Origin of the sequence: Roseomonas sp. BN140053 (genome assembly GCF_047690175.1) — a bacterium.
Taxonomy (GTDB): Bacteria; Pseudomonadota; Alphaproteobacteria; order Acetobacterales; family Acetobacteraceae; genus Roseomonas.
Window position 1 is genome coordinate 77,087 of record NZ_JBLLEB010000008.1, and the last position, 20,073, is coordinate 97,159.

Annotated in this window: 23 protein-coding genes; 15 read left to right on the forward strand and 8 right to left on the reverse strand. The window is 72.8% G+C overall.

Annotated features, from left to right (window positions below; all coding sequences use genetic code 11):
• The first annotated feature begins 31 nt into the window (after positions 1-31).
• Complete coding sequence (locus ACLIBK_RS10170) at positions 32-931, forward strand: branched-chain amino acid aminotransferase (protein WP_415387140.1); 900 nt, start codon at positions 32-34, stop codon at positions 929-931.
• Between the two features lie 43 nt (positions 932-974).
• Here the strand turns inward: ACLIBK_RS10170 and ACLIBK_RS10175 are convergent, their stop codons facing one another.
• The 5 genes from ACLIBK_RS10175 to ACLIBK_RS10195 form a co-directional block, all read right to left on the reverse strand.
• Complete coding sequence (locus ACLIBK_RS10175) at positions 975-1,691, reverse strand: glycosyltransferase (protein WP_415387141.1); 717 nt, start codon at positions 1,689-1,691, stop codon at positions 975-977.
• Positions 1,692-1,842: 151 nt separating this feature from the next.
• Positions 1,843-2,325, reverse strand: coding sequence for a CinA family protein (locus ACLIBK_RS10180; RefSeq protein WP_415387142.1), 483 nt, complete (start codon positions 2,323-2,325; stop codon positions 1,843-1,845).
• Positions 2,325-2,768, reverse strand: a complete 444-nt coding sequence (locus tag ACLIBK_RS10185; RefSeq protein ID WP_415387143.1) for a phosphatidylglycerophosphatase A — start codon at positions 2,766-2,768, stop codon at positions 2,325-2,327. Before ACLIBK_RS10185 ends, ACLIBK_RS10180 begins: the two co-directional genes overlap by 1 nt.
• Complete coding sequence (locus tag ACLIBK_RS10190) at positions 2,765-3,604, reverse strand: alpha/beta fold hydrolase (protein WP_415387144.1); 840 nt, start codon at positions 3,602-3,604, stop codon at positions 2,765-2,767. Before ACLIBK_RS10190 ends, ACLIBK_RS10185 begins: the two co-directional genes overlap by 4 nt.
• Positions 3,601-5,565 carry a transglycosylase SLT domain-containing protein gene (locus ACLIBK_RS10195; protein ID WP_415387145.1) on the reverse strand — a complete coding sequence of 655 codons (1,965 nt, stop codon included), beginning with the start codon at positions 5,563-5,565 and terminating at the stop codon, positions 3,601-3,603. Before ACLIBK_RS10195 ends, ACLIBK_RS10190 begins: the two co-directional genes overlap by 4 nt.
• Positions 5,566-5,798: 233 nt before the next feature.
• Between ACLIBK_RS10195 and dapA the strand changes: the two genes are divergently transcribed.
• The 4 genes from dapA (at position 5,799) to ACLIBK_RS10215 (ending at position 8,475) form a co-directional block, all read left to right on the forward strand.
• Positions 5,799-6,677, forward strand: a complete 879-nt coding sequence (dapA, locus tag ACLIBK_RS10200) for a 4-hydroxy-tetrahydrodipicolinate synthase (RefSeq protein ID WP_415387146.1) — start codon at positions 5,799-5,801, stop codon at positions 6,675-6,677.
• 18 nt (positions 6,678-6,695) lie between these two features.
• A complete protein-coding gene (smpB, locus tag ACLIBK_RS10205; RefSeq protein ID WP_415387147.1) occupies positions 6,696-7,184 on the forward strand; it encodes an SsrA-binding protein SmpB in 489 nt (162 codons plus the stop codon).
• A gap of 81 nt (positions 7,185-7,265) precedes the next feature.
• Positions 7,266-7,724, forward strand: coding sequence for a DoxX family protein (locus tag ACLIBK_RS10210; protein WP_415387148.1), 459 nt, complete (start codon positions 7,266-7,268; stop codon positions 7,722-7,724).
• 79 nt (positions 7,725-7,803) lie between these two features.
• A complete protein-coding gene (locus ACLIBK_RS10215; RefSeq protein ID WP_415387149.1) occupies positions 7,804-8,475 on the forward strand; it encodes a sulfite oxidase-like oxidoreductase in 672 nt (223 codons plus the stop codon).
• Positions 8,476-8,745: 270 nt separating this feature from the next.
• Here the strand turns inward: ACLIBK_RS10215 and ACLIBK_RS10220 are convergent, their stop codons facing one another.
• Complete coding sequence (locus ACLIBK_RS10220) at positions 8,746-8,952, reverse strand: hypothetical protein (protein WP_415387150.1); 207 nt, start codon at positions 8,950-8,952, stop codon at positions 8,746-8,748.
• Between the two features lie 189 nt (positions 8,953-9,141).
• Here ACLIBK_RS10220 and ACLIBK_RS10225 point away from each other — a divergent pair, with 189 nt between their 5' ends.
• Both ACLIBK_RS10225 and ACLIBK_RS10230 read left to right on the forward strand, forming a co-directional pair.
• On the forward strand, positions 9,142-9,882 hold the full coding sequence (locus ACLIBK_RS10225; protein ID WP_415387151.1) for an SDR family NAD(P)-dependent oxidoreductase: 741 nt from the start codon (positions 9,142-9,144) through the stop codon (positions 9,880-9,882).
• Positions 9,882-10,313, forward strand: coding sequence for a hypothetical protein (locus ACLIBK_RS10230; RefSeq protein WP_415387152.1), 432 nt, complete (start codon positions 9,882-9,884; stop codon positions 10,311-10,313). Before ACLIBK_RS10225 ends, ACLIBK_RS10230 begins: the two co-directional genes overlap by 1 nt.
• Here ACLIBK_RS10230 and ACLIBK_RS10235 read toward each other — a convergent pair.
• Entirely contained in the window at positions 10,295-11,005 is a 711-nt protein-coding gene (locus tag ACLIBK_RS10235; protein WP_415387153.1) for a uracil-DNA glycosylase, read from the reverse strand. The two genes, ACLIBK_RS10230 and ACLIBK_RS10235, sit on opposite strands and share 19 nt — an antisense overlap.
• A 125-nt stretch (positions 11,006-11,130) precedes the next feature.
• Between ACLIBK_RS10235 and folK the strand changes: the two genes are divergently transcribed.
• From folK to recO, 8 genes are all read left to right on the forward strand, one after another.
• On the forward strand, positions 11,131-11,631 hold the full coding sequence (folK, locus tag ACLIBK_RS10240; RefSeq protein ID WP_415387154.1) for a 2-amino-4-hydroxy-6-hydroxymethyldihydropteridine diphosphokinase: 501 nt from the start codon (positions 11,131-11,133) through the stop codon (positions 11,629-11,631).
• A gap of 65 nt (positions 11,632-11,696) precedes the next feature.
• Complete coding sequence (rpoZ, locus tag ACLIBK_RS10245; RefSeq protein ID WP_415387155.1) at positions 11,697-12,101, forward strand: DNA-directed RNA polymerase subunit omega; 405 nt, start codon at positions 11,697-11,699, stop codon at positions 12,099-12,101.
• Positions 12,102-12,208: 107 nt separating this feature from the next.
• Complete coding sequence (locus tag ACLIBK_RS10250; RefSeq protein WP_415387242.1) at positions 12,209-14,398, forward strand: RelA/SpoT family protein; 2,190 nt, start codon at positions 12,209-12,211, stop codon at positions 14,396-14,398.
• Complete coding sequence (gene acpS, locus ACLIBK_RS10255) at positions 14,395-14,802, forward strand: holo-ACP synthase (protein WP_415387156.1); 408 nt, start codon at positions 14,395-14,397, stop codon at positions 14,800-14,802. The genes ACLIBK_RS10250 and acpS overlap by 4 nt, the downstream gene beginning before the upstream one ends.
• A 414-nt stretch (positions 14,803-15,216) precedes the next feature.
• Complete coding sequence (lepB, locus tag ACLIBK_RS10260) at positions 15,217-15,972, forward strand: signal peptidase I (RefSeq protein WP_415387157.1); 756 nt, start codon at positions 15,217-15,219, stop codon at positions 15,970-15,972.
• A gap of 20 nt (positions 15,973-15,992) precedes the next feature.
• Entirely contained in the window at positions 15,993-16,694 is a 702-nt protein-coding gene (gene rnc, locus ACLIBK_RS10265) for a ribonuclease III (protein WP_415387158.1), read from the forward strand.
• On the forward strand, positions 16,687-17,595 hold the full coding sequence (gene era / locus ACLIBK_RS10270; RefSeq protein WP_415387159.1) for a GTPase Era: 909 nt from the start codon (positions 16,687-16,689) through the stop codon (positions 17,593-17,595). The genes rnc and era overlap by 8 nt, the downstream gene beginning before the upstream one ends.
• Positions 17,596-17,751: 156 nt before the next feature.
• Complete coding sequence (gene recO, locus ACLIBK_RS10275) at positions 17,752-18,489, forward strand: DNA repair protein RecO (protein ID WP_415387160.1); 738 nt, start codon at positions 17,752-17,754, stop codon at positions 18,487-18,489.
• A 185-nt stretch (positions 18,490-18,674) separates the two neighbouring features.
• On the opposite strand, the gene ACLIBK_RS10280 is transcribed toward recO, so the two are convergent.
• The gene (locus ACLIBK_RS10280) at positions 18,675-20,069 is read right to left on the reverse strand and encodes a hypothetical protein (RefSeq protein ID WP_415387161.1); all 1,395 of its coding nucleotides are present in this window, start codon (positions 20,067-20,069) and stop codon (positions 18,675-18,677) included.
• Positions 20,070-20,073: the final 4 nt, after the last annotated feature.

The window sequence follows — 20,073 nt, forward strand, 5'->3', positions numbered from 1 at the left end:
TTGCGTCGAGCTGCCCTGAAGGATCAACAACATGGCGCTGATTCCCTTCGACGATCGCGATGGCTGGATCTGGTGGGACGGCGCCATGGTCCCCTGGCGCGACGCCAAGCTGCACGTCCTGTCGCACGGGCTGCATTACGCCTCCGGCGTGTTCGAGGGCGAGCGCTGCTACGCCGGCAACATCTTCAAGCTGCGCGAGCACACCGAGCGGCTGATCCAGTCCGGCCGCATCCTGGGCTTCGAGATCCCCTACACCGCCGAGGAGATCGACGCCGCCTGCATCGAGGTGGTGCGGCGCAACGGCCTGACGGACGCCTATATCCGGCCGATCGCCTGGCGCGGCTCGGAGCAGCTGGCGGTGTCGGCGCAGCAGACCACCATCCACTTGGCGATCGCCACCTGGGGCTGGCCCAACCTGTTCGGCGACAACCGCATGAAGGGCGTGCGCCTGGGCATGGCAAAGTGGAAGCGCCCGGCGCCCGACACCGCCCCCACCGCCTCCAAGGCGGCCGGCCTGTACATGATCGGCACGCTTTCCAAGCACGCCGCCGAGGCCGAGGGCTTCGACGACGCCATGATGCTGGACTACAAGGGCGACGTGGCCGAGGCCACCGGGGCAAACGCCTTCTTCGTGTTCGACGGCGAGGTGCATACCCCCACCCCGGCCTGCTTCCTGGACGGCATCACCCGCCGCACGGTGATGCGGCTGGCCAAGAACCGCCAGATGAAGGTGGTGGAGCGCACCATCAAGGTCGAGGAACTGCCGCGCGCCACGGAAGTCTTCCTGGCCGGCACCGCCGCCGAGGTCACCCCCGTGCGCGCCATCGGCGAGCACAGCTACACCCCCGGCGCCATCACCGAGACCCTGCTGGCCGACTACGAGGCGTTGGTCCGCATGAGCCCGGACGAGGTCGCCAAGCGCGCCGCCTGAACCGCGCCGCGGCGGGGCGCGAGCACCGGCCCCGCCGCGCGCGTCAGACCAGGCGCGACACGTCCAGCCGGATGCCGATCCGCTCGGCGGAGCGGGCCGGCGAATAGTCGCGCAGCAGCCGGTCGGCATCCACCGCGTGGAGGTCGTCGGGCGGCGGGCGCCCGGCCAGCCGGTAGTGGTGGGCGTAGAGCGAGCGGAAGAACAGCGTCCGCTGCCCGCTCCAGCCATGCGGCAGGCCGGCATGACGGATCAGCGCCAGCATCACCCGGTCGCCCACCGGCGAGAGCGGCTGGTCCATCATCGCCCAAGCCGTTGTCAGCCGGGCGGCGGCCGCGGTGAAGAACATGCAGCTCGTGTCCACATGGGCGCGGGCCGCGTCCTCCGGGTCGGGCACGGCCACCAACTCGCCATCGCCGAGCACGATCTGGCGGTCGCTGAACCCCACGGCGCAGCTATCCCGCCGGCACAGCGCCACCAGGCTGGCGACGTGGTCGGGCGCGTACCAGTTGTCGGCGTCCAGGAAGGCCACGGCGTCGAAGCCGCCGTTCCAGGCCAGGATCGCCCCGATCCCGCGCGGCGTGTTGCCGTTGTCGGCGTAGCGCCGGGGCAGGGCGGTGTGCTCCACCGCCCAGCCGGCCACCTCCGCCCGCGGCGCGCCGTCGGCCACCATGATGTGGGTGCAGGCATGGGTCTGCGCCCGCACGCTGTTGTGGCAGCGCAGCAGGGTGGCGGCGGGCTCGTCGGCATAGGGGGTGACCACGGCGACGCGCAGGACGGCTACCTCCGGGGTGGCGGCCGAACCGCCGGCGGCCGGGCGCGGAGGCGCGAGCAGGGCAGGGCAGGCTTCGCGTCACGCGGCCGGCCTCCCGCCGCCCGGCACTGCTCCGGCCCGTGCGGGCGGCGCGGCGGGTTCATCCCTCGGCCAGCAGCCGCAACGCCTCGGCCACCGTGGCGGCGCGCACCGCCGTGCGGTCCCCCGGAAACACCCGGCGCACCGTCCGGGTGGGCGCCCCGCGCCGCGCCAGCCCCAGATGCACCAACCCGACGGGCTTCTCGGCCGACCCGCCGCCGGGGCCCGCGACGCCGGTGACGGACACGGCGAGGTCGGCGCCGGACCGTTCCAGCGCCCCTTCCGCCATGGCCCGCGCCACCTCCTCGCTGACCGCGCCCACCGCGGCGAGGGTGGCTTCCGGCACCCCCAGCATCGCGGTCTTGGCGGCATTGCTGTAGGTCACGAAGCCCGCCAGCACCACGGCCGAGGACCCCGCCACCGCCGTCAGCGCCGCGGCGATCAGCCCGCCGGTGCAGGATTCCGCGGTGGCGAGGGTTTCGCCCCGGGCGCGTAGCTGCTCCAGCAGCGCGGCCGCCTGTTCCAGGGTGGCGTCGGGCAGCATCAGGCGAAGCTCCGCAGCAGCAGGACCGCCAGCGCCCCCAGGGCACCGGCGAGCAGGTCGTCCAGCATCACCCAGGCGGCGCCGGACCGGCGGTCGGCCCAGGACACCGGCCAGGGCTTCAGCACGTCGAACAGCCGGAACAGCGCGAAACCCAGCAGCACCCAGCCCAGCCCGGCCAGCCCGCCCGGCAAGGCGGGCAGGGCGGCCAGCACCAGGCACTGGCCGGCCCCTTCGTCCACCACCACCCAGCCCGGGTCCTGCGTCGCTTCCGGCAGCCGCGACACCGCCCAGGTGCCGGCCACCGCCAGCAGCGCCGCTAGCACCAGGCAGGGCAGCGGCCCCAGCCAGGCCAGCGGCAGCACCACCGCGGACCCCCAGGTGCCCGGCGCCGGGCGCAGCCGCCCGATCCCGCCCAGGGTGGCGACCAGCGCCGCCGGCGTCACGCCAGCCGTTCCAGGAAGGCATCCAGGCGCGGCGCCAGTTCCGGCTCCCCCAGGGTCGGCGCGTGCCCGGAATCCGGCAGCACGATCAGCCCGAGGTCCGGCTTCTCCGCCCGCATCGCCTGCACGGTGCGCGCGGACAGGAACTCGCTCCGCTCGCCCCAGATCAGCAGGGTCGGGATGTCCCGCAGCCCGGCGAAGACCGGCCCGAAATCCGCCACCGGCGCCCCGCCCTCCATCACCTGCGCCAGCCGTGTGTCCCAGCGCGGGTGCAGCCGGTCATCCTCGCCGCGGCGATAGGTCAGGGTGGCGAAGCGGCGCCAGGATTCCGCGTCGCGCAGCGGCATCCCCGGCATCACCTGCTGCAGGTAGGCCACCGCTTCCTCGTCGCGGGCAAAGGCGGGGTCGCGGCCGACGAAGCCGCGCGTGCGCTCCAGCCCGAGCGGCTCCACCACCGGGCCGATGTCGTTCAGCACCACCCCACGCAGCAGCGTCGGCCGCACCAGGCTGAGAAACATCGCCATCAGCCCGCCGAAGGAGGTGCCCACCACCACCGCGCGGTGCAGGCCCAGCGCGGCGCAGGCGTCCAGGATATCCCCGACCACCGCCTGCGGCGTGTAGCGCGACACCTCGGCGGCACGGCCGCTCTCGCCGTGGCCGGGATAGTCCAGCGCCACCACCCGGCGGTGGCCGCGGTGGCGCAGGGCGAACTCCTCGTAATCCATGGCGGTGCGGCAGATGCCGGGCAGGCACAGAAGCGGCGTGCGGCCGCGGTCGCCCGGCCAGTCCAGCGCGGCCAACGGCAGGCCGTCGCGCGCGGCGAAGCGGCGCAGCATCATGGCGCCAGCCAGCGCGACAGCGGGTGTTCGGACGCCGCACCGGTGGGGTTCAGGGCGCGGTACACCACGACGTTCTCCACGATCCGCTGCACGTAGTTGCGGGTTTCGGTGAAAGGGATCTGCTCGATCCAGTCCAGCAGCTCCACGCCGCCGCCGTTGGGGTCGCCATAGGTGCCCAGCCACTCGTCCACCCGGCGCGGCCCAGCATTGTAGGCTGCGGCCGCCAGCACCGGGTTGCCGCCGAACCGCGCCAGCATGTCGCCGAGATACAGCGCGCCTAGCTTGGTGTTGTGCTGCGGGTCCGTGGTCAGCCAGGCCAGCTGGTGCGGGATGCCGTTCTTGCGCGCCACGTCGGCGGCGGTGCCCGGCAGCAGCTGCATCAGCCCGCGCGCGTTGGAGGGCGACACCGCGCTGGGGTCGAAGTTGCTCTCCTGGCGGGAGATGGACTGCACCAGCGCCGGCTCGGGACCGCCCTCCGGGGTCGGATAGGGGGTGGGCCAGCCTTCCGGCACCATCATCACCCCGTCCGCCCCGGCGCGGCGCGACACCCAGACGGCGTTGTCCGGCCGCCCCACCGTGGCGGCCAGCCGCGCCGTCAGCACGCGGGTGGCGGCGTCCGGCGACAGGTCCTCCAGCCGCAGCAGGAACACGCGGGTGCGGCGGCTCTCGCCCAGGTCGGCCAGGGTCAGCACGGCGCGCGCCAGCTCGCGGTCCACGAAGGCTTCCAGGTCGCCCGGGGTCGGGGCACCGCTGGCCGCGGTCTGCACCCGGGCGGCGAGGCGCGACGCGTCCTCGCCCAGCGCCACGGAAGCGAGCTGGCCGTAGAAGCTGGTGGGTAGCGCCGCGGCCGCGGTCCAGCGCTCCCTGGCGGCGCCGGGGTTGTTCTGCGCGGCGAAGGCGCGGCCTTCCCAGTAGGCGCCGCGGGCGCGGGTGATCACGCTGTTGCTGCCCTCGCCCACCGCGGCGAAGTGCGTCCGCGCCGCGCCGGGGTCGCCCAGCCGGCGCAGGGCGATCCAGCCGGCCAGGAACTCGGCATCGCCGCGCGCCTCGCCGGGGCCGGCCTGACCGTGCTGCGCCGCCAGCCGATAGGCCGTGCGGGCATCGCCCAGCCGCAGCAGCTTGCGCGCCAGCACCTGCCGTTCCGCCCAGATCGCGCGCCCGGTGGCGGCGGGCAGGTCGCGCTGCAGCGGCTCGGCCGCCTGCCAAACCGCGGCGGCCTCCGCGTCGCGCTCCCGCCGGCGCAGCCAGCGGGCGTATTCCGCCAGCAACCCGAGGTCGCGGGCGCCGGCCGGCGGCAGCAGGGCCTCCGCGTCGGCGCGGTCGGCGGCCAGCGCCAGCCGCGCCTCCGCCGCGCCGCGCCGGGCCGGGTCCAGCGCGAAGAGCACCCGCCCGGCCCCGGCGAAGTCCCGCGCGGTGCTCAGCCGGTCGAAGCGCGCCCAATGGTCGCTGGGCGTCAGCACCGCCGCGGCGCGCGGCAGGAAGGCGGCTTCCGCCAGCGCGTCGCCGGGCGCCTCGGCCCAGGCGGCGCGCAGCACCGCCGTGGCTTCCAGCGCGCGGCCGGCGCGGGACAGGGCGTCCGCGTGCCGCGCCGCGCCGTCCAGCCCGCGGGCGGGGACGCGGTCGAAGTGGCGCAGCACCAGCGCGTCGTCCGGCTCCACCGCCAGGGCCTCCTCGGCGCGGCGGGCCAGCACCTCCGGCAGGGGCCAGTCCGGGTTGGCGGCCATGAAGCTGGCCAGCTCGGCCGCCGTGGCCTGGCCGCGGGTCTGCAGCCGGATCCAGGTGACGATCTTGCGCGCCAGCGGGTCGGCGCCCACGCCCATCGCCTCGGCTTCCGCCACCCGGCCCTGCCCGGCGGCGGCGATGGCGGCCTTGCCGGCGGCGCGTTGCGTCTCGCTGGCCCAGGGCTGGGCGGCGGCGGGCGTTGCGGCCAGGAGCAGCAGGGCGAGGAGGGAGCGTCGCATCGCGGGCCTGTTTAGCCGAAGCCGCCGTCCCTTGTCCCGCGGCAGAGGATAACCCGGGCGCGTCCCGGCCCAGCACAGCCCAGTCCGCCCGGGGGCGGAGCGCGGGCCGCCCGCGGCGGCTTGGGGCTACCCGGGGCAGCCGGCAGCCATCTTCCGCCGCGGCGCGCCGCATCCTTGTCCCTGCGGGGCCGTGCGCCTAGGTTCCCGCCCTTCGCCGGAAGGAATTCTCCCCCATGTTCAAGGGCTCCCTCGTCGCCCTCATCACGCCCATGACGCGCGACGGCGCCGTGGACGAGAAGGCGTTCCAGGGATTCGTGGACTGGCAGGTGCGCGAGGGCACCCAGGGCCTGATCCCCGTCGGCACCACCGGCGAAAGCCCCACCCTGAGCCACACCGAGCACGAGCGCGTGGTGGAGATGTGCGTGGAAGCCGCCGGCGGCCGCGTGCCGGTGATCGCCGGCGCCGGCTCCAACAGCACGGCCGAGGCGATCCGCTTGGCGAAGCACGCCAAGGCAGCAGGGGCGGATGCGACGCTGGTGGTGACGCCCTATTACAACAAGCCGACGCAGGAGGGCCTGTTCCTGCACTTCACCGCCATCGCCGACGCGGTGGACCTGCCGCTGATCATCTACAACATCCCGCCGCGCTCGGTGGTGGACATGAGCGTGGACACCATGGCGCGGCTGGCCCGGCACCCCAACATCGTCGGCGTCAAGGACGCCACGGCCAACCTGACGCGCCCGCTGCACACCCGCCTCGCCTGCGGGCCGGAGTTCTGCCAGCTCTCGGGCGAGGACCACACCGCCGTGTCCTTTCTGGCCGCGGGCGGCCACGGCTGCATCAGCGTCACCGGCAACATCGCCCCCCGCCTGTGCCGCGAGATGCACGATGCCTGGGCGGAAGGCCGCGCGGCGGATGCCATCGCCATCCAGGACCGCCTCGTGCCCGTGCACGACGCGATGTTCTGCGAAACCTCGCCCGGCCCGGTGAAGTTCGCCGCCTCCCTGCTCGGCCACGGCTCCGAGCATTGCCGCCTGCCCCTGGCCCCCATCGCGCAGAACAGCCGCGACCGCGTCCGCGCCGCGCTGACCGGCGCGGGGCTGCTCAACTGAAGCCGAACGGAACAGCGCATGGCCGAACCCCGCAAGAAGGGCCTGATCAGCCACGGCACCGCCGCACGGAACCGCAAGGCGACCTTCGAGTACAAGATCAACGACCGCGTCGAGGCCGGCATCGTCCTCCTCGGCCCGGAGGTGAAGAGCCTGCGCGCCGGCCGCGCCACGCTGACCGAAGCCTGGGCCGGCGAGCGCGACGGCGAGATGTGGCTGTTCAACTGCTACATCCCGGAATGGCAGGCCGGCTCCTTCATGGCGCATTTCGAGCCGCGCCGGCCGCGCAAGCTGCTGCTGCACAACAAGCAGGTCACCTCCCTGGCCGGCGCCATCTCGCGCGAGGGCGCGACGCTGGTGCCGCTGGAGGTGCTGTTCAACGAGCGCGGCCTGGCCAAGATCGTGCTCGGCCTGGCGGAGGGTAAGACCAAGGCGGACAAGCGTGCCTCCATGGCCGCCCGAGACTGGCAGCGCGACAAGGCGCGGCTGATGCGGGGCGAAAAGGGCTGACCACCCGGTCGCGGGATGTTGAAGGGAGGCGGTCCGGGCGCTAGGAATCCCTCCGTTCCGAGATCGAGAGGAATTCCTGCCGTGACGCCTGCCTGGGTAAGAACCCTGCTCGCGCCCGCCGCCACCGAGGCGCTGGGCCGCATCCTGCTGACCTTTCCCTTCTGGGGCAGCGGCCTGGCCAAGCTGCTGGATTTCAGCGGCGGCATGGGCGAGATGCGCCAGTTCGGGCTGGAACCAGCCTGGCTGTTCAACGTCGCGACGGTCATCGTGCAGCTCGGCGGCTCGGCCCTGATCATCGCCCGGCGCGGTGTCTGGCTCGGCGCCGGCGCGCTGGGGATCTTCACCCTGCTGACCATCCTGATCGTCCACCGCTTCTGGGCGCTGGAAGGGATCATGGGCGTGGTGTCCTTCCACACCGCCACCGAACATGTCGGCATGATCGGCGCGCTGATCCTGGTGTCGATCCTGGCGCTGCGCCCGGCCGCTTCCCGCAGCGGCGACGCGCTGTCCGACGTGTCCCTGGGCTCGGCGACGCGCTGAATCCCGGCCGCGCGCCCCGCTGCCATCGGGGCGCCGGCTGCTCTATCCTGCGGCCCGATCAGCTAGGGGCAGGCGGGACATGGCGGAAGAGGACGGCGTCCGGATCGAGGGCGCGATCAAGGACAAGCTGGTCCGCACCAAGGAAGGCTGGGCCCGCGAAGGGCGCCTGCTGACCGGGCAGGCCGGCGACCCCGAACGCGACCGCCTGCCGCCCGGCCAGCGCCTGGTGCGCGACTTCCCCGTGCTGGACCTCGGCGTTCATCCCGCCGTACCGGCCGAGGCCGCGAAGCTGCGGCTGGACGGGCTGGTCGCCGCCCCCGCGACCCTGGACTGGACGGAACTGCAGGCCATGCCGCGCCAGCAGTTCCGCAACGACATCCACTGCGTGACCCAGTGGTCCCGTTACGACAATGACTGGGACGGCGTGCCCGTCTCGGCGCTGATCGAGCGCGTGCGCCCCAAGGACGAGGCGCGCTTCGTGTCGCTGGAAAGCCATGACGGCTACACCACCAACCTCGCCATGGACGACTTCGACCGGCCGGAGAACGTCCTGGCCTTTGCCTGGAATGGTGCCCCGCTGGAACACCAGCATGGCGGGCCGATGCGGCTGGTGGTGCCGCATCTCTACCTCTGGAAGAGCGCCAAGTGGCTGCGCCGGATCGAGTTCCTGGCGGCCGACCGGCCCGGCTTCTGGGAAGTCCGCGGCTACCACAACCGCGGTAATCCCTGGAACGAGGAACGCTACGGCTGAAGCGGCCGGCCCGGGGCGGCGCGCAGTCGGCTGCTTCGCTCATACCGCAGTGCTTGTGGCCTCTGGGAGGGAGAAGGAATTCTCCCTCCCAGACCCACCCTCATCCTTTTTCGGGAGTTGCCGGGTGCGGGTGGAGACCTTCGCCCTCTGGTGCGCGCCACGTACACAGCCCCGACCGCGGCAGCCCTCCGGAAAAAGATGAGGGGGAGGGCCCGGGAGGGGGAGAATTCCTTCTCCCCCTCCCGGTGGCCGGCCTGGCAGGCACCTCTATCAGTCCGCTTCGCCGTCGCGGTTCTCGGGACCGATCGTTTCCGCTTGGCCCTGCGGCTGACCGCGCTCCGGCGGCGGGTGACCCGCCCCGAGCTCCTCCAGCTTGCGCTTGACGTCGCGGTCGTGCTCGCTCAGCGGCGCGGGGTACTTCACCGCGACCCCTGGCGGGACCGCGTCCCCCGGATCATGGCCCTTGCCGTCGGACATGGCAGACTCCTCAGCCGTGCTGGTGCTGGCAGGGAAACTGCCGGGGCGCCGGGACGGTTGCAGCACGGCCCGGTGCCGTCCCGCTCCGTCCGGGGATGGTGGGGGCTGCCAGGGTCGGGCCGCGGCGGGACCCTGGACCGGCCGGCACCGCGCGCCGCATAACCCGCCCGGCAGAGAAGGCACCCCTCCATGTCGGCATCCCGCAAGATCATGCTGCTGACCGGGGCGAGCCGGGGCATCGGCCACGCCACCGTGAAGCGCTTCCAGGCCGAGGGCTGGCGCATCCTCACCGTGTCCCGCCAGCCCTTCTCGGAGGAATGCCGCTGGCCCGAGGCGCGCGAGAGCCACCTGCAGGCCGACCTGTCCGACCCCGTGGCGGTGGGCGAGCTGATCGCCCTGGTGAAGCAGCGCCTGCCGGACGGCCAGCTGCACGCGCTGGTGAACAATGCCGGCATCTCGCCCAAGGCGCCGGGCGGCGGCCGCATGGGCGTGCTGGACACGGACTACGCGGCCTGGACGGGCGTGTTCAACGTCAACCTCTTCTCCACGGCGATGCTGGCGCGCGGGCTGTTCGAGCAGCTGCGGGCCGGGCAGGGGACGATCGTCAACGTCACCTCCATCGTCGGCTCGCGCGTGCATCCCTTCGCCGGCGCCGCCTATGCCTGCTCCAAGGCGGCGCTGAACGCCCTGACGCGGGAACTGGCGCATGAGTTCGGCGAGCACGGCATCCGCGTGAATGCCATCGCCCCCGGCGAGATCGACACCGCCATCCTGTCCCCCGGCACGGCCGAGATCGTGGAGCGGCAGATCCCGCTGCGCCGCCTGGGCGAGGCGGGGGAGGTGGCGGAAACCATCCTGTTCCTGTGTTCCGCCGGCTCCTCCTACATCAACGGCGCCGAGATCCACATCAATGGCGGGCAGCACGTTTGATGCTGCCCCCGTGGCTGCGGCGTGGCAGCGGCACGCTGGCCGTATCCACGGACCGCTTCGAGGAGATCGGCGAGCCCGGTGCCGACGGCTACCCGACATACCACTACAGCGGCCTGATCTACCGTTTCCGCATGGGCAGCCGGCACGGCGGCGCCCGGCGCTACGACGAGGACCCGCAGCGCGCCTCGATCAACGGCTTCTTCGACTGGTCCCGACCGTGGAGCGGCCGCTTCATCCCCCGGCGTGACCCCTTCCTGCGGGCCATCGTAGCCTTCCTGCTGACCGAGCCCGGGGTGGAGGAAGTGTCCCTGCTGCTCCGCCGCGGCTACGTCACGATCGCCCGCCGGGGAGATGCGGCGTCCTGGCCCGCGCCCCCCACGCCGGCGGAACCCTCACCCGAGGCGGACCCACGTCACGCCGGGGCGGACTGAACCGGGGCGGCCGAGGCCACGCCGATCCGCCGCAGCATCCCCCGCACGGCGTCATCGAACATCGCTTCCGTCAGCACGCCGGTGTTCGTGTTGTAGCGGCTGACATGGTAGGAATCCGCCAGGATCAGCCCGCCCGGCAGCTCGTGCAGCGCGCCATGGGCGAAGCGGTAGCGCGCCAGCACCAGGCCGCGCGCCCGCAGCAGCGCCGCATGCGCCACCGTGCCCAGCGCCAGCACCGCCCGCAGCCCCGGCATCGCCGCCAGCTCCGCCTGCACGAAGCGGTTGCAGGTGCGGACCTCCTCCGTGGTGGGCAGGTTGGCCGGGGGAACGCAGCGCGCGGCATTGGTGATGCGGCAGCCAGTCAGCTGCAGCCCGTCCGCCGGGTCCTCGGCATAGATCCCGGTCGCCAAGCCGTGCCGCAGCAGCGTGGCGTAGAGCAGCCGGCCGGCATAATCGCCCGTGAAGGGACGCCCGGTGCGGTTTGCCCCGCGCACCCCCGGCGCCAGCCCCAGCACCAGCACCGGCGCCCCGCGCGGCCCCCAGGACGGCACGGGCGCGTTGTGCCAGCCGGGCTGCGCCAGCCGGTTGGCTTCCCGATAAGCGACGAGGCGGGGGCAGAGCGGGCAATCGCGGTCCGGATCGGTGGACGGGTCGCCAGGGGCAGGGGGGTGCGGCATTCTGTGTCGGGCCATAGAGCGGATCGCCGGGCATCGGAACCGGCCTGGGCAAGGCATCCGGTCTGGGCAGCCAGGGCCGGGAAAGCGCCCGTGCGCGGCGCCGGTCACGCCGCAGCCTGCGGCAGCCGAGGAGTGAAGAGGTGTTCGGGGATACGCTGATCGCCCTGGGGGCCAACCTGCCGGGGCCGGACGGCGCCTCGCCGCTGGACACCTGCCGCCGGGCCGCGGCAGCGCTGGACGGGCTCTGCGGCCTGCCCCTCCGGGCCGTGTCGGACTGGTGGGAAACCCCGGCCGACCCGCCCGACCCTCGCTCGCCGCCCTATTGCAACGGCGTCGCCCGGCTGGGCGGCACGGCCGACCCGGAAGCGCTGCTGCGGGCGCTGCAGGCGCTGGAACGCGGCGCCGGCCGCGCCCGCCCTTACCTCAACGCGCCCCGCACCCTGGACCTGGACCTCCTCGCGGTGGGCGACCTGGTGAGGGCCGGGCCGGACCCGATCCTGCCGCATCCCCGCGCCCATCTGCGCCCCTTCGTGCTGGTGCCGCTGGCCGAGGTTGCCCCGGACTGGCACCATCCCGTGACCGGAATGAGCATGGCGGAACTGCTGCGCGGCATACCGGCAATGTCCATGCACCGGTTGTGAAACCCTTGCGGCATCGTGGCGTCGTCGCTATCTGACGCTGTCCCCCGCAGAAACACTGGTGTTCCATGGCCCGAGTCACGGTTGAAGACTGCATTGACAAGATTCCCAACCGCTTCGAGCTGGTGCTGAAGGCCGCGCAGCGGGCGCGCAACATCAGCCGTGGCGAAGAGCTGACGGTGGATCGCGACAACGACAAGAATCCCGTGATCGCCCTGCGCGAGATCGCCGAGGAAACGCTGGACCTCGACGCGCTGGAGCAGGACATCGTGAAGTCCCTGCTGCGCGCGCCCGAGCCGGAGCCGGTGGAAGAGGAGGTCATCGACCTCATCGCCACCGACGAGAACATCTTCGGCGTCATGGACGTGAACGAGGGCGAGGCGGCCGATGCCGGCATGACCGTGGACGACCTCGGCGCCGACGACATCGAGGCGGCCATCGCCGCCGAGCTGGGCGGCGGCGACCGCCGCTGACCGGAGCCGGCGTGAGCGCCCCCGGTTCCCCCTGGAGCTGGGCGGCGCACGCCCCCGAGGGCGTCGCCGCGGCGCCCCCCGCCGGCCTCGCGCCGGCGCCCGAGGCCATGGACGGCGCCGCGATCGCCGACCTCGTCCTCGCCTACGACCCGCGGGCCGACCGCGGCCTGATCGAGCGGGCCTATGCCCTGGCCCGCGACGCCCATTCCGGCCAGAAGCGCGAGAACGGCGACCCCTATATCGGCCACCCCGTCGCGGTGGCCCGCATCCTGGCCGGCTACCGGCTGGACACCGCGACCATCGCCACCGCCCTGCTGCACGACACGGTGGAAGACACCGGCCTGACGCTGCGCGAGCTGGAAAAGGGCTTCGGGCCCGAGGTCGCCAAGCTGGTGGACGGCGTCACCAAGCTGACCCGGCTGGAAATCCAGTCCGAGCGCACCAAGCAGGCCGAGAACTTCCGCAAGCTGGTGCTGGCCATGAGCGAGGACATCCGCGTCCTGCTCGTGAAGCTGGCCGACCGGCTGCACAATGTCCGCACCCTGAACTTCGTGGTGAAGCCGGAGAAGCGGCAGCGCGTGGCGCGCGAAACCATGGAGATCTACGCCCCCCTCGCCGAGCGCATCGGCATGGAGGCGCTGCGGGCCGAGCTGCAATCCATCTGCTTCCGCGAATTGCAGCCCGACGCTTGGCAAACCATCACCGCGCGGATGGCCTTCCTGCGCGGCCAGGGCGCCGACCTGATCGAGGAGATCGCCGCCGACCTGCGCCGCAAGCTGGTGGAGGCGGAAGTGCCCGTGCTGGACGTGCAGGGCCGGGAAAAATCCGGCTACTCCATCTGGCTGAAGATGCACGAGAAGAAGGTGGAGTTCGAGCAGCTCTCGGACATCATGGCCTTCCGGGTGATCGTGCCGGACAAGGGCCAGTGCTACGCCGCCCTGGGCGCCGTGCACTCTGCCTATCGCGTGGTGCCCGGGCGCTTCAAGGACTACATCTCGACGCCGAAGACCAACGGCTACCAGTCGCTGCACACCGGCGTCACCGTGCCCGAGCGGCACAACGCCAAGATCGAGGTGCAGATCCGCACCCCCGAGATGCACGAGGTCGCCGAGTACGGCGTCGCCGCGCACTGGATCTACAAGCAGGGCCCCGAGGGTGCCGCGCAGCCGCGCCGCCGCTACCCCTGGGTCAAGGATCTGCTGGACATCCTGGAGAATGCCGGCGAGGCGCAGGATTTCCTAGAGAACACCAAGCTCGAGCTGCACCGCGACCAGGTCTTCTGCTTCACCCCCAAGGGTGACCTGATCGCCCTGCCGCGCGGCGCCACGCCCGTGGACTTCGCCTACGCCGTGCACTCGCAGGTCGGCGACAGCACGGTGGGCGCCAAGATCAACGGCCAGATCAAGCCCCTGCGCCAGCCGCTGGAAAACGGCGACCAGGTCGAGATCATCACCGCCCGGGGCAACTCGCCCAACCCGGCCTGGGAACGCTTCGTCGTCACCGGCAAGGCGCGCGCTCGCATCCGCCGGGTGGTGCTGTCCCGCCAGCGCGAGGAATCGCGCGAGAGCGGCCGCGGCGCCATCGCCCGCGCCTTCCGCCAGGAAGGGCTCGACTTCTCCGAGAAGACGGTGGAGCCCGCGGTCAAGGCGCTCAAGCAGCCGGGCTTCGAGGAGCTCTGCATCGCCGTCGGCAACGGCAACATCTCCGCCCGCGACGTGCTGCACGCCGCCGTACCGGAGCTGCGCGGCCCGCAGCGCCCGGTGCACGAAGGCCTGCCAGTCGGCCGTGCCCGCGGCAAGCCCGGCGCCACCGTGGTGCCGCCACGCCAGGCCCGCCGCCCCGAAGTCGCGCACGGCATCTCCGGCCTGGTGGCCGGCATGGCCGTCAGCTTCGCCGGCTGCTGCCACCCCGTTCCCGGCGACCGCATCGTCGGCATCGTCACCACGGGCAAGGGCGTCACCGTGCACAACGCCGAATGTTCCACCCTGACCTCCTTTGCCGCGACGCCGGAGCGCTTCATCGACATCGACTGGGACCAGGCGGACGGCGCCGGCGGCGAGCACGTGGCCCGGCTGGCGGTGATCACCGCCAATGACGACGCGGCGGTGGCGGCGCTGACCATCGCCATCGCCAAGCAGCACGGCAAGATCCAGTCGCTGAAGTTCCTCCATCGCGCCGCCGATTTCAGCGAGCTGAACGTGGACCTGGAAGTGAAGGACTTGCGTCACCTGTCCGGCGTCATCGCCGCCCTGCGCGCCTGTCCCGGCATCGAGCAGGTGGAGCGCGCCAAGGCATGATCATCGGCCTGGGCAACGACCTGATCGACATCCGCCGCATCGAGCGCACCATCCAGCGCCACGGCGAGCGCTTCCTCAACCGCGTCTTCACCGAGGCCGAGCGCCGCAAGGCGGAGTCCCGCACCGAGAAGATCCGCGCCGCCACCTACGCCAAGCGCTTCGCTGCCAAGGAAGCCGCGGCCAAGGCCCTGGGCACCGGCATGGCGGCAGGGGTGTTCTGGCGCGACCTGGGCGTGGTGAACCTCCCCTCCGGCCAGCCCACCCTGCGGCTGACCGGCGGCGCCGCGGCGCGGCTGGCCGCCATCACGCCGCGCGGCATGGGCGCCCAGATCAGCCTGACCATGACCGACGAGTGGCCCTATGCCGAGGCGGTGGTGATCGTCTCGGCCGTGCCGCTGCCATGAGGGTGGGGCGGCGCCCGTGACCCGGGAGGGAGAAGGAATTCTCCCTCCCGTACCCTCCATCATCTTTTTTTCCGGGGTGCTGCCGCGGTCGGAGTGGCCATGTCGGGTGCTTCAGGCCCCGGAAGACATTCATCCTCGGCAGCGTGGGCTGACGCCACAGTCGCCGGAGGGCATGGCCCTCCGGCGCACCCGACCTGTCAGTCCAGCTCGCGGCAGCACCCCTGAAAGAAGATGAGGGGGAGGGTCCGGGAGGGGGAGAATTCCTTCTCCCCCTCCCGGGACGCCGCCACCCTCCGCGACCCGGCCTGACCGTCCCGGTCACCCTTCCTTGACAGGGCAGGGGGGCAGGGGCTCTATCCGCCGCCCGTCGCCCCCGTCCCGTGGCGCGCGGAAGCGGACCCCATTCCCTTGAGCATGACCAAGAAGAAGGCCCAGGGCGGCTGGGCCGAAACCCTCAAAACGGTGGTGTATGCCGGGCTAATCGCCGTGGGCATCCGCACCATCGCCTTTGAGCCGTTCAACATCCCTTCGGGCAGCATGATCCCCACCCTGCTGGTGGGCGATTACCTGTTCGTGTCGAAGTATTCCTACGGCTATTCCCGCGCCTCGCTGCCCTTCTCGCCCAACCTGTTCTCGGGCCGCATCTTCGGCCACCTGCCGGCACGCGGCGACGTGGCAGTGTTCAAGCTGCCCTCCGACGGCACCACCGACTATATCAAGCGCATCGTGGGCCTCCCCGGCGACCGCATCCAGGTCCGCGGCGGCGTCCTCTTCGTGAACGGCCAGTCCGTGCGGCGCGAATCCGTGGGAACCTACACGGTGGAAGGCGACGGGCCGCGCATGTCCGTGCGGCGCTACCAGGAAACCCTGCCCGCCAGCACCGGCGCCGAGCCGCGCACGCATTCCATCATCGAGATTTCCGACGACCAGCCGGCCGACAACACGCCGGAATACCTCGTGCCGGCGAACCACGTCTTCGCCATGGGCGACAACCGGGACAACAGCCAGGACAGCCGCTACATGTACGCCGTCGGCTTCGTGCCGGTGGAGAACCTGGTGGGCCGGGCCGAGTTCCTGTTCTTCTCCACGGACGGTTCCGCGCGCTGGTGGGAAGTCTGGGCCTGGCCCTTCACCATCCGCTGGAGCCGGCTGTTCACGGCCGTCCGCTGAGGTGTGGGGCGGATGAGAACATGACGGACGCCGACACCCCCCTCGGGCAGCACCTCGGGCACCGCTTCCGCGATCCTGGCCTGCTGGCGCAGGCGCTGACCCACCGGTCCGCCGCGGACCCGAAGCGCCGGATGCTGGACAGCAACGAGCGCCTGGAATTCCTGGGCGACCGCGTCCTGGCGCTGTGCATCGCGGAATGGCTCAGCGAGCGCTTCCCGCAGGAGCGCGAGGGCGAGCTGGGCAAGCGCCTGGCCGTGCTGGTGGCGGCCGACGTGCTGGCCAAGATCGGCGACACGATCGGCCTGTCCGCCGCCCTGCGCATCCCGCCGGCGGAAGGCCGCACCGGGCTGCGCCAGCGCGCCACCGTGCTGGCCGACGCCACCGAGGCGCTGATCGGCGCCCTCTACCTCGATGGCGGGCTGGAACCGGCGCGGCGCTTCGTGCGCCAGGAATGGGCCAGCTTCCTGGCCGCCGACCCCACCCCGCCGATGTCGGCGAAGAGCCGCCTGCAGGAATGGACCCTGGGCCGCGGCCTCGGCCTGCCGGAATACCGCACGGACAGCGCCGCCGGCCCATCCCACGCGCCGGTCTTTTCCGTCTCCGTCCAGGCCGCCGGCCGCACGGCCGAAGGGGTGGGCGACACCAAGCGCGCGGCGGAACAGGCCGCGGCGGAAGCCTGGCTCGCCGGCCTGCCCCCTCGCGATGGAGGCCGGGATGGCTGACGACAGCGCCCCCCGCCGCGCCGGCATCGCCGCCGTCCTGGGCGCCCCCAATGCCGGCAAGTCCACCCTGGTGAACCGGCTGGCCGGCACCAAGGTCTCCATCGTGTCGCCCAAGCCGCAGACCACGCGCTTCCGGGTGCGCGCCGTGCTGATGCTCGGCCAGTCGCAGGTGGTGCTGACCGACACGCCCGGCATCTTCCGCCCACGCCGCCGCTTGGACCGCGCCATGGTGCAGGCGGCCTGGACGGGGGCGCAGGATGCCGACCTCGCCCTGCTGGTGGTGGATGCCCGTGCCGGGCTGACCGAGGGCGTGGCCTCCATCGTCGAGGGGCTGAAGAAGGGCTCGCCGCCGCTCTGGCTGGTGCTCAACAAGACCGACCTGCTGGACACCAAGCGCCTGCTGCCGCTGACGGCCCAACTCAACGAGCAGCTCACCTTCGCCGAAACCTTCATGGTGTCCGCGGAGAAGGGCGACGGCCTGGACCGGCTGAGCGAGAAGCTGGCCGAGGCGGTTCCCCCCGGCCCCTGGCTCTTCCCCGAAGACGAGCTCTCCGACCTCAACGAGCGCATGCTGGCGGCCGAGATCGTGCGCGAGCAGATCCTGCGCCAGACGCACGAGGAAGTGCCGCACCACGCCACCGTCGAGACGGAGAACTGGGAAGAACGCCGCGACGGCTCGGTGCGGGTGGACTGCACCATCTACGTCGCCCGCGCGACGCAGAAGGCGATCCTGATCGGCGACGGCGGCAGCCGGGTGAAGGAGATCGGCCGCCGCGCCCGCGAGGAACTGGGCAAGCTGCTGGAACGCCGCGTCCACCTCTTCCTCAACGTCAAGGAACGTCCCGGCTGGGACGAGGAACGCGCCCGGCTGCGCGCCATCGGGCTGCACGAGGAAGGCTGACCGCGCCGTCCCGCGAGGTTGGTCGCACACCGCGCCGGACGGTGCGCCCGGCAACCGCCGCTCCGCACGCCCGATGGCGGCCGTCCCGCTTCCGCGGCAAGGCCCGGACCCCGGCAGCCCTTCCGCAGCGGCCCCGGCGGGGCCATTTCCACCCGCATGGAATGGGAAGCACCGGCCATCGTCCTGGACGCCCGGCCGATGGGCGAGGGCGGGGCGGTGGTCACCCTGCTGACGGAGGAACAGGGCCGCCATGCCGGCCTGGCGCATGGCGGCGCCTCGCGCAACCAGGCGCCGATCTGGCAGCCCGGCAACCTCGTGGAGGCGCGCTGGAAGGCGCGGCTGGCCGAACAGCTCGGCTCCCTGACGGGGGAACTGGTGCACCCCACCGCGGCGCTGGCCATGGAGGACCGGCTGGCCCTGTCGCTGCTGTCCTCCGCCTGCGCCGTGGCAGCCGAAGCCCTGCCGGAACGCGAGCCGCACCCGCGGGCCTTCCGCGCCCTGGTGCCGGTGCTGGCACATTTGGGCGAGGGCGCCCGCGCCGTGCTGCCGGACTACCTGCGCTGGGAGGTGCTGCTGCTCTCGGAACTCGGCTACGGGCTGGACCTGGACAGCTGCGCCGCCACCGGCACGCGCGAGGCGCTGACCCACGTGTCCCCCCGCACCGGGCGCGCCGTGTCGGCGGGCGCCGCCGAACCCTTCCTGGACCGGCTGCTGCCCTTGCCGGGCTTCCTGCGCGACCCGGACCTCCCTTCCGGCCCTGCCGACTGGGTGGCGGGGCTGCGGCTGACCGGGCACTTCCTGGCCCGCGACGCTTTCGGCGCACGCCACCGGGCGGTGCCGGACGCGCGCGAGATGTTCTACGACCGCGTCACCGCCCTGGCCGTGGCGGAGTGACTCGCCTGGCCGAGGAGCAGAAGGCCGGGGGAGTGAATTCCCCCAGTCCCCCTCCTTTTTTCGGAAGTAAAAGCGCGCCACCGACCACGGGCGCAGCCCGAAACTCCCGAAAATAGAAGGGGGTCCGGGGGGATACTTCCCCTCGGCTTGCTGATTTCACCAAGCCAAAACAAAGGCAGATGCCGTCACTCCGCCCGCGCGGCCCGCATCAGCACCAGCTCGAAATCGCCGCGCTGATCCTCCAGCCCGTGGGCGCGCAGGAAGGCCGGTCGCGGGGCAGCCGGCAGCGCCAGCCGGGACGACAGGCCCTCGCCGCCATCATCGTCCTCGGCCAGCACGGTGCCGGCCGGGTCCACCAGTTCCAGCACCGTGTCCGTGCCCCGGCGCAGCCCGTGGGTCAGGGCCAGCAGCGCCCCGTCCTCAGACGGCAGGGCGAACACCGCCGCCTGCCCGGCGCGGAGCCGGAGGTGCAGCGACTGCCCGAGCGCCAGGGGCGGACGGTTCGCCGCCTCGGCCGGCGTGCTCGGGCCCTCATAGGGGACGTAGGGCGCCACCGCCTCGACCGCGAGGTCGAACTCGCCGGCCTGCTCGTTCAGCGTCGCCGCGCGCAGCACCACGGCACCCGCACCGGCCTCGCCCAGCGGCAGGCGCGAGCCGAGCCCCTCGCCGCCATCGTCGTCCTCCTCGACCACCTGGCCGGAGGCGTCCAGCAGCTGCAGCACCGTGTCGGTCTGGTTGCGCAGGTTGCGGGTAAAGGCCGCCAGGTTGCGCGGCCCCTCCGGCAGGGCGAAGAAGGCGGCCTGCCCGCGCCGCAGCCGGACATGCACCTCCGCCCCGGCAGCCGGCAGCGGGTAGCGCGCGGCCTCCGCCGCGTTGGTGCCGAAGGGCTGCGGCCCGGGGTCGACGTCGCGGGTCAGCACCACCTCGAAACTGCCGCCGGCATTGTCGGCCGTGCCGGCGCGCACCAGGGCCGGCCGCTGGCCCGAGCCGGACTCCACGCGGGAGGCGAGGCTCTCGTCGCCGCCATCGTCATCCTCCTCGATCACCGTGCCGGCACGGTCGAGCAGGGCCAGGGTGCTGTCTGTGCCCTGGCCCAGGCGCCGCGTCGTCACGATGAAGGGGCCGGTGACCTCCGGCGCGATGCGGAAAAAGGCGTTCTGCCGCCCGTTCAGCTGCACGCTCACCGGCTGGTCGGGGCGCAGCGGCGGGGTGTTCGCGGCATCCTCGCGCCGCAGCGCTACGCCGGCCGTGTTGCCGCCCTGCGAGGGCCGGTTGCCGGCGGCCGGCGGCCGGGTCGGCTCGCGGACCACCGGCGGACGCTCGGCGCCGCTGGGCTCGGGCTTGGTCAGCACCTTGGGCAAATGCGGGCTGCTGTCCTGCACCGGCATCGCTTCAGTCGCCATCGCGCCGCGCCGGGCCTCGGCACCCGGGCCCGCCAGCGCGCCGGCCGCCGGCACCGCCAGAGCCAGGGCGGCCGTTCCCAGCAGGCCCAGCACCCGCATCCCGCCGGGGCGCGACGGCGCGGGGCCACCTGCTGCCCCGGGGGCGTGACCGGCCCGGTCTGCCTGGTGCTGGGTCATCGGC

Coding starts and splice junctions, on each gene's coding strand:
- dapA (WP_415387146.1), top strand. CDS start 5,799: ATGTTCAAGGGCTCCCTCGTCGCCCTCATCACGCCCATGACGCGCGAC.
- ACLIBK_RS10250 (WP_415387242.1), top strand. CDS start 12,209: ATGGACGGCGCCGCGATCGCCGACCTCGTCCTCGCCTACGACCCGCGG.
- ACLIBK_RS10215 (WP_415387149.1), top strand. CDS start 7,804: ATGGCGGAAGAGGACGGCGTCCGGATCGAGGGCGCGATCAAGGACAAG.
- ACLIBK_RS10170 (WP_415387140.1), top strand. CDS start 32: ATGGCGCTGATTCCCTTCGACGATCGCGATGGCTGGATCTGGTGGGAC.
- acpS (WP_415387156.1), top strand. CDS start 14,395: ATGATCATCGGCCTGGGCAACGACCTGATCGACATCCGCCGCATCGAG.
- ACLIBK_RS10225 (WP_415387151.1), top strand. CDS start 9,142: ATGTCGGCATCCCGCAAGATCATGCTGCTGACCGGGGCGAGCCGGGGC.
- ACLIBK_RS10220 (WP_415387150.1), bottom strand. CDS start 8,952: ATGTCCGACGGCAAGGGCCATGATCCGGGGGACGCGGTCCCGCCAGGG.
- ACLIBK_RS10230 (WP_415387152.1), top strand. CDS start 9,882: ATGCTGCCCCCGTGGCTGCGGCGTGGCAGCGGCACGCTGGCCGTATCC.
- ACLIBK_RS10180 (WP_415387142.1), bottom strand. CDS start 2,325: ATGCTGCCCGACGCCACCCTGGAACAGGCGGCCGCGCTGCTGGAGCAG.
- ACLIBK_RS10280 (WP_415387161.1), bottom strand. CDS start 20,069: ATGACCCAGCACCAGGCAGACCGGGCCGGTCACGCCCCCGGGGCAGCA.
- lepB (WP_415387157.1), top strand. CDS start 15,217: ATGACCAAGAAGAAGGCCCAGGGCGGCTGGGCCGAAACCCTCAAAACG.
- smpB (WP_415387147.1), top strand. CDS start 6,696: ATGGCCGAACCCCGCAAGAAGGGCCTGATCAGCCACGGCACCGCCGCA.
- rpoZ (WP_415387155.1), top strand. CDS start 11,697: ATGGCCCGAGTCACGGTTGAAGACTGCATTGACAAGATTCCCAACCGC.
- rnc (WP_415387158.1), top strand. CDS start 15,993: ATGACGGACGCCGACACCCCCCTCGGGCAGCACCTCGGGCACCGCTTC.
- era (WP_415387159.1), top strand. CDS start 16,687: ATGGCTGACGACAGCGCCCCCCGCCGCGCCGGCATCGCCGCCGTCCTG.
- ACLIBK_RS10235 (WP_415387153.1), bottom strand. CDS start 11,005: ATGGCCCGACACAGAATGCCGCACCCCCCTGCCCCTGGCGACCCGTCC.
- ACLIBK_RS10190 (WP_415387144.1), bottom strand. CDS start 3,604: ATGATGCTGCGCCGCTTCGCCGCGCGCGACGGCCTGCCGTTGGCCGCG.
- recO (WP_415387160.1), top strand. CDS start 17,752: ATGGAATGGGAAGCACCGGCCATCGTCCTGGACGCCCGGCCGATGGGC.
- ACLIBK_RS10195 (WP_415387145.1), bottom strand. CDS start 5,565: ATGCGACGCTCCCTCCTCGCCCTGCTGCTCCTGGCCGCAACGCCCGCC.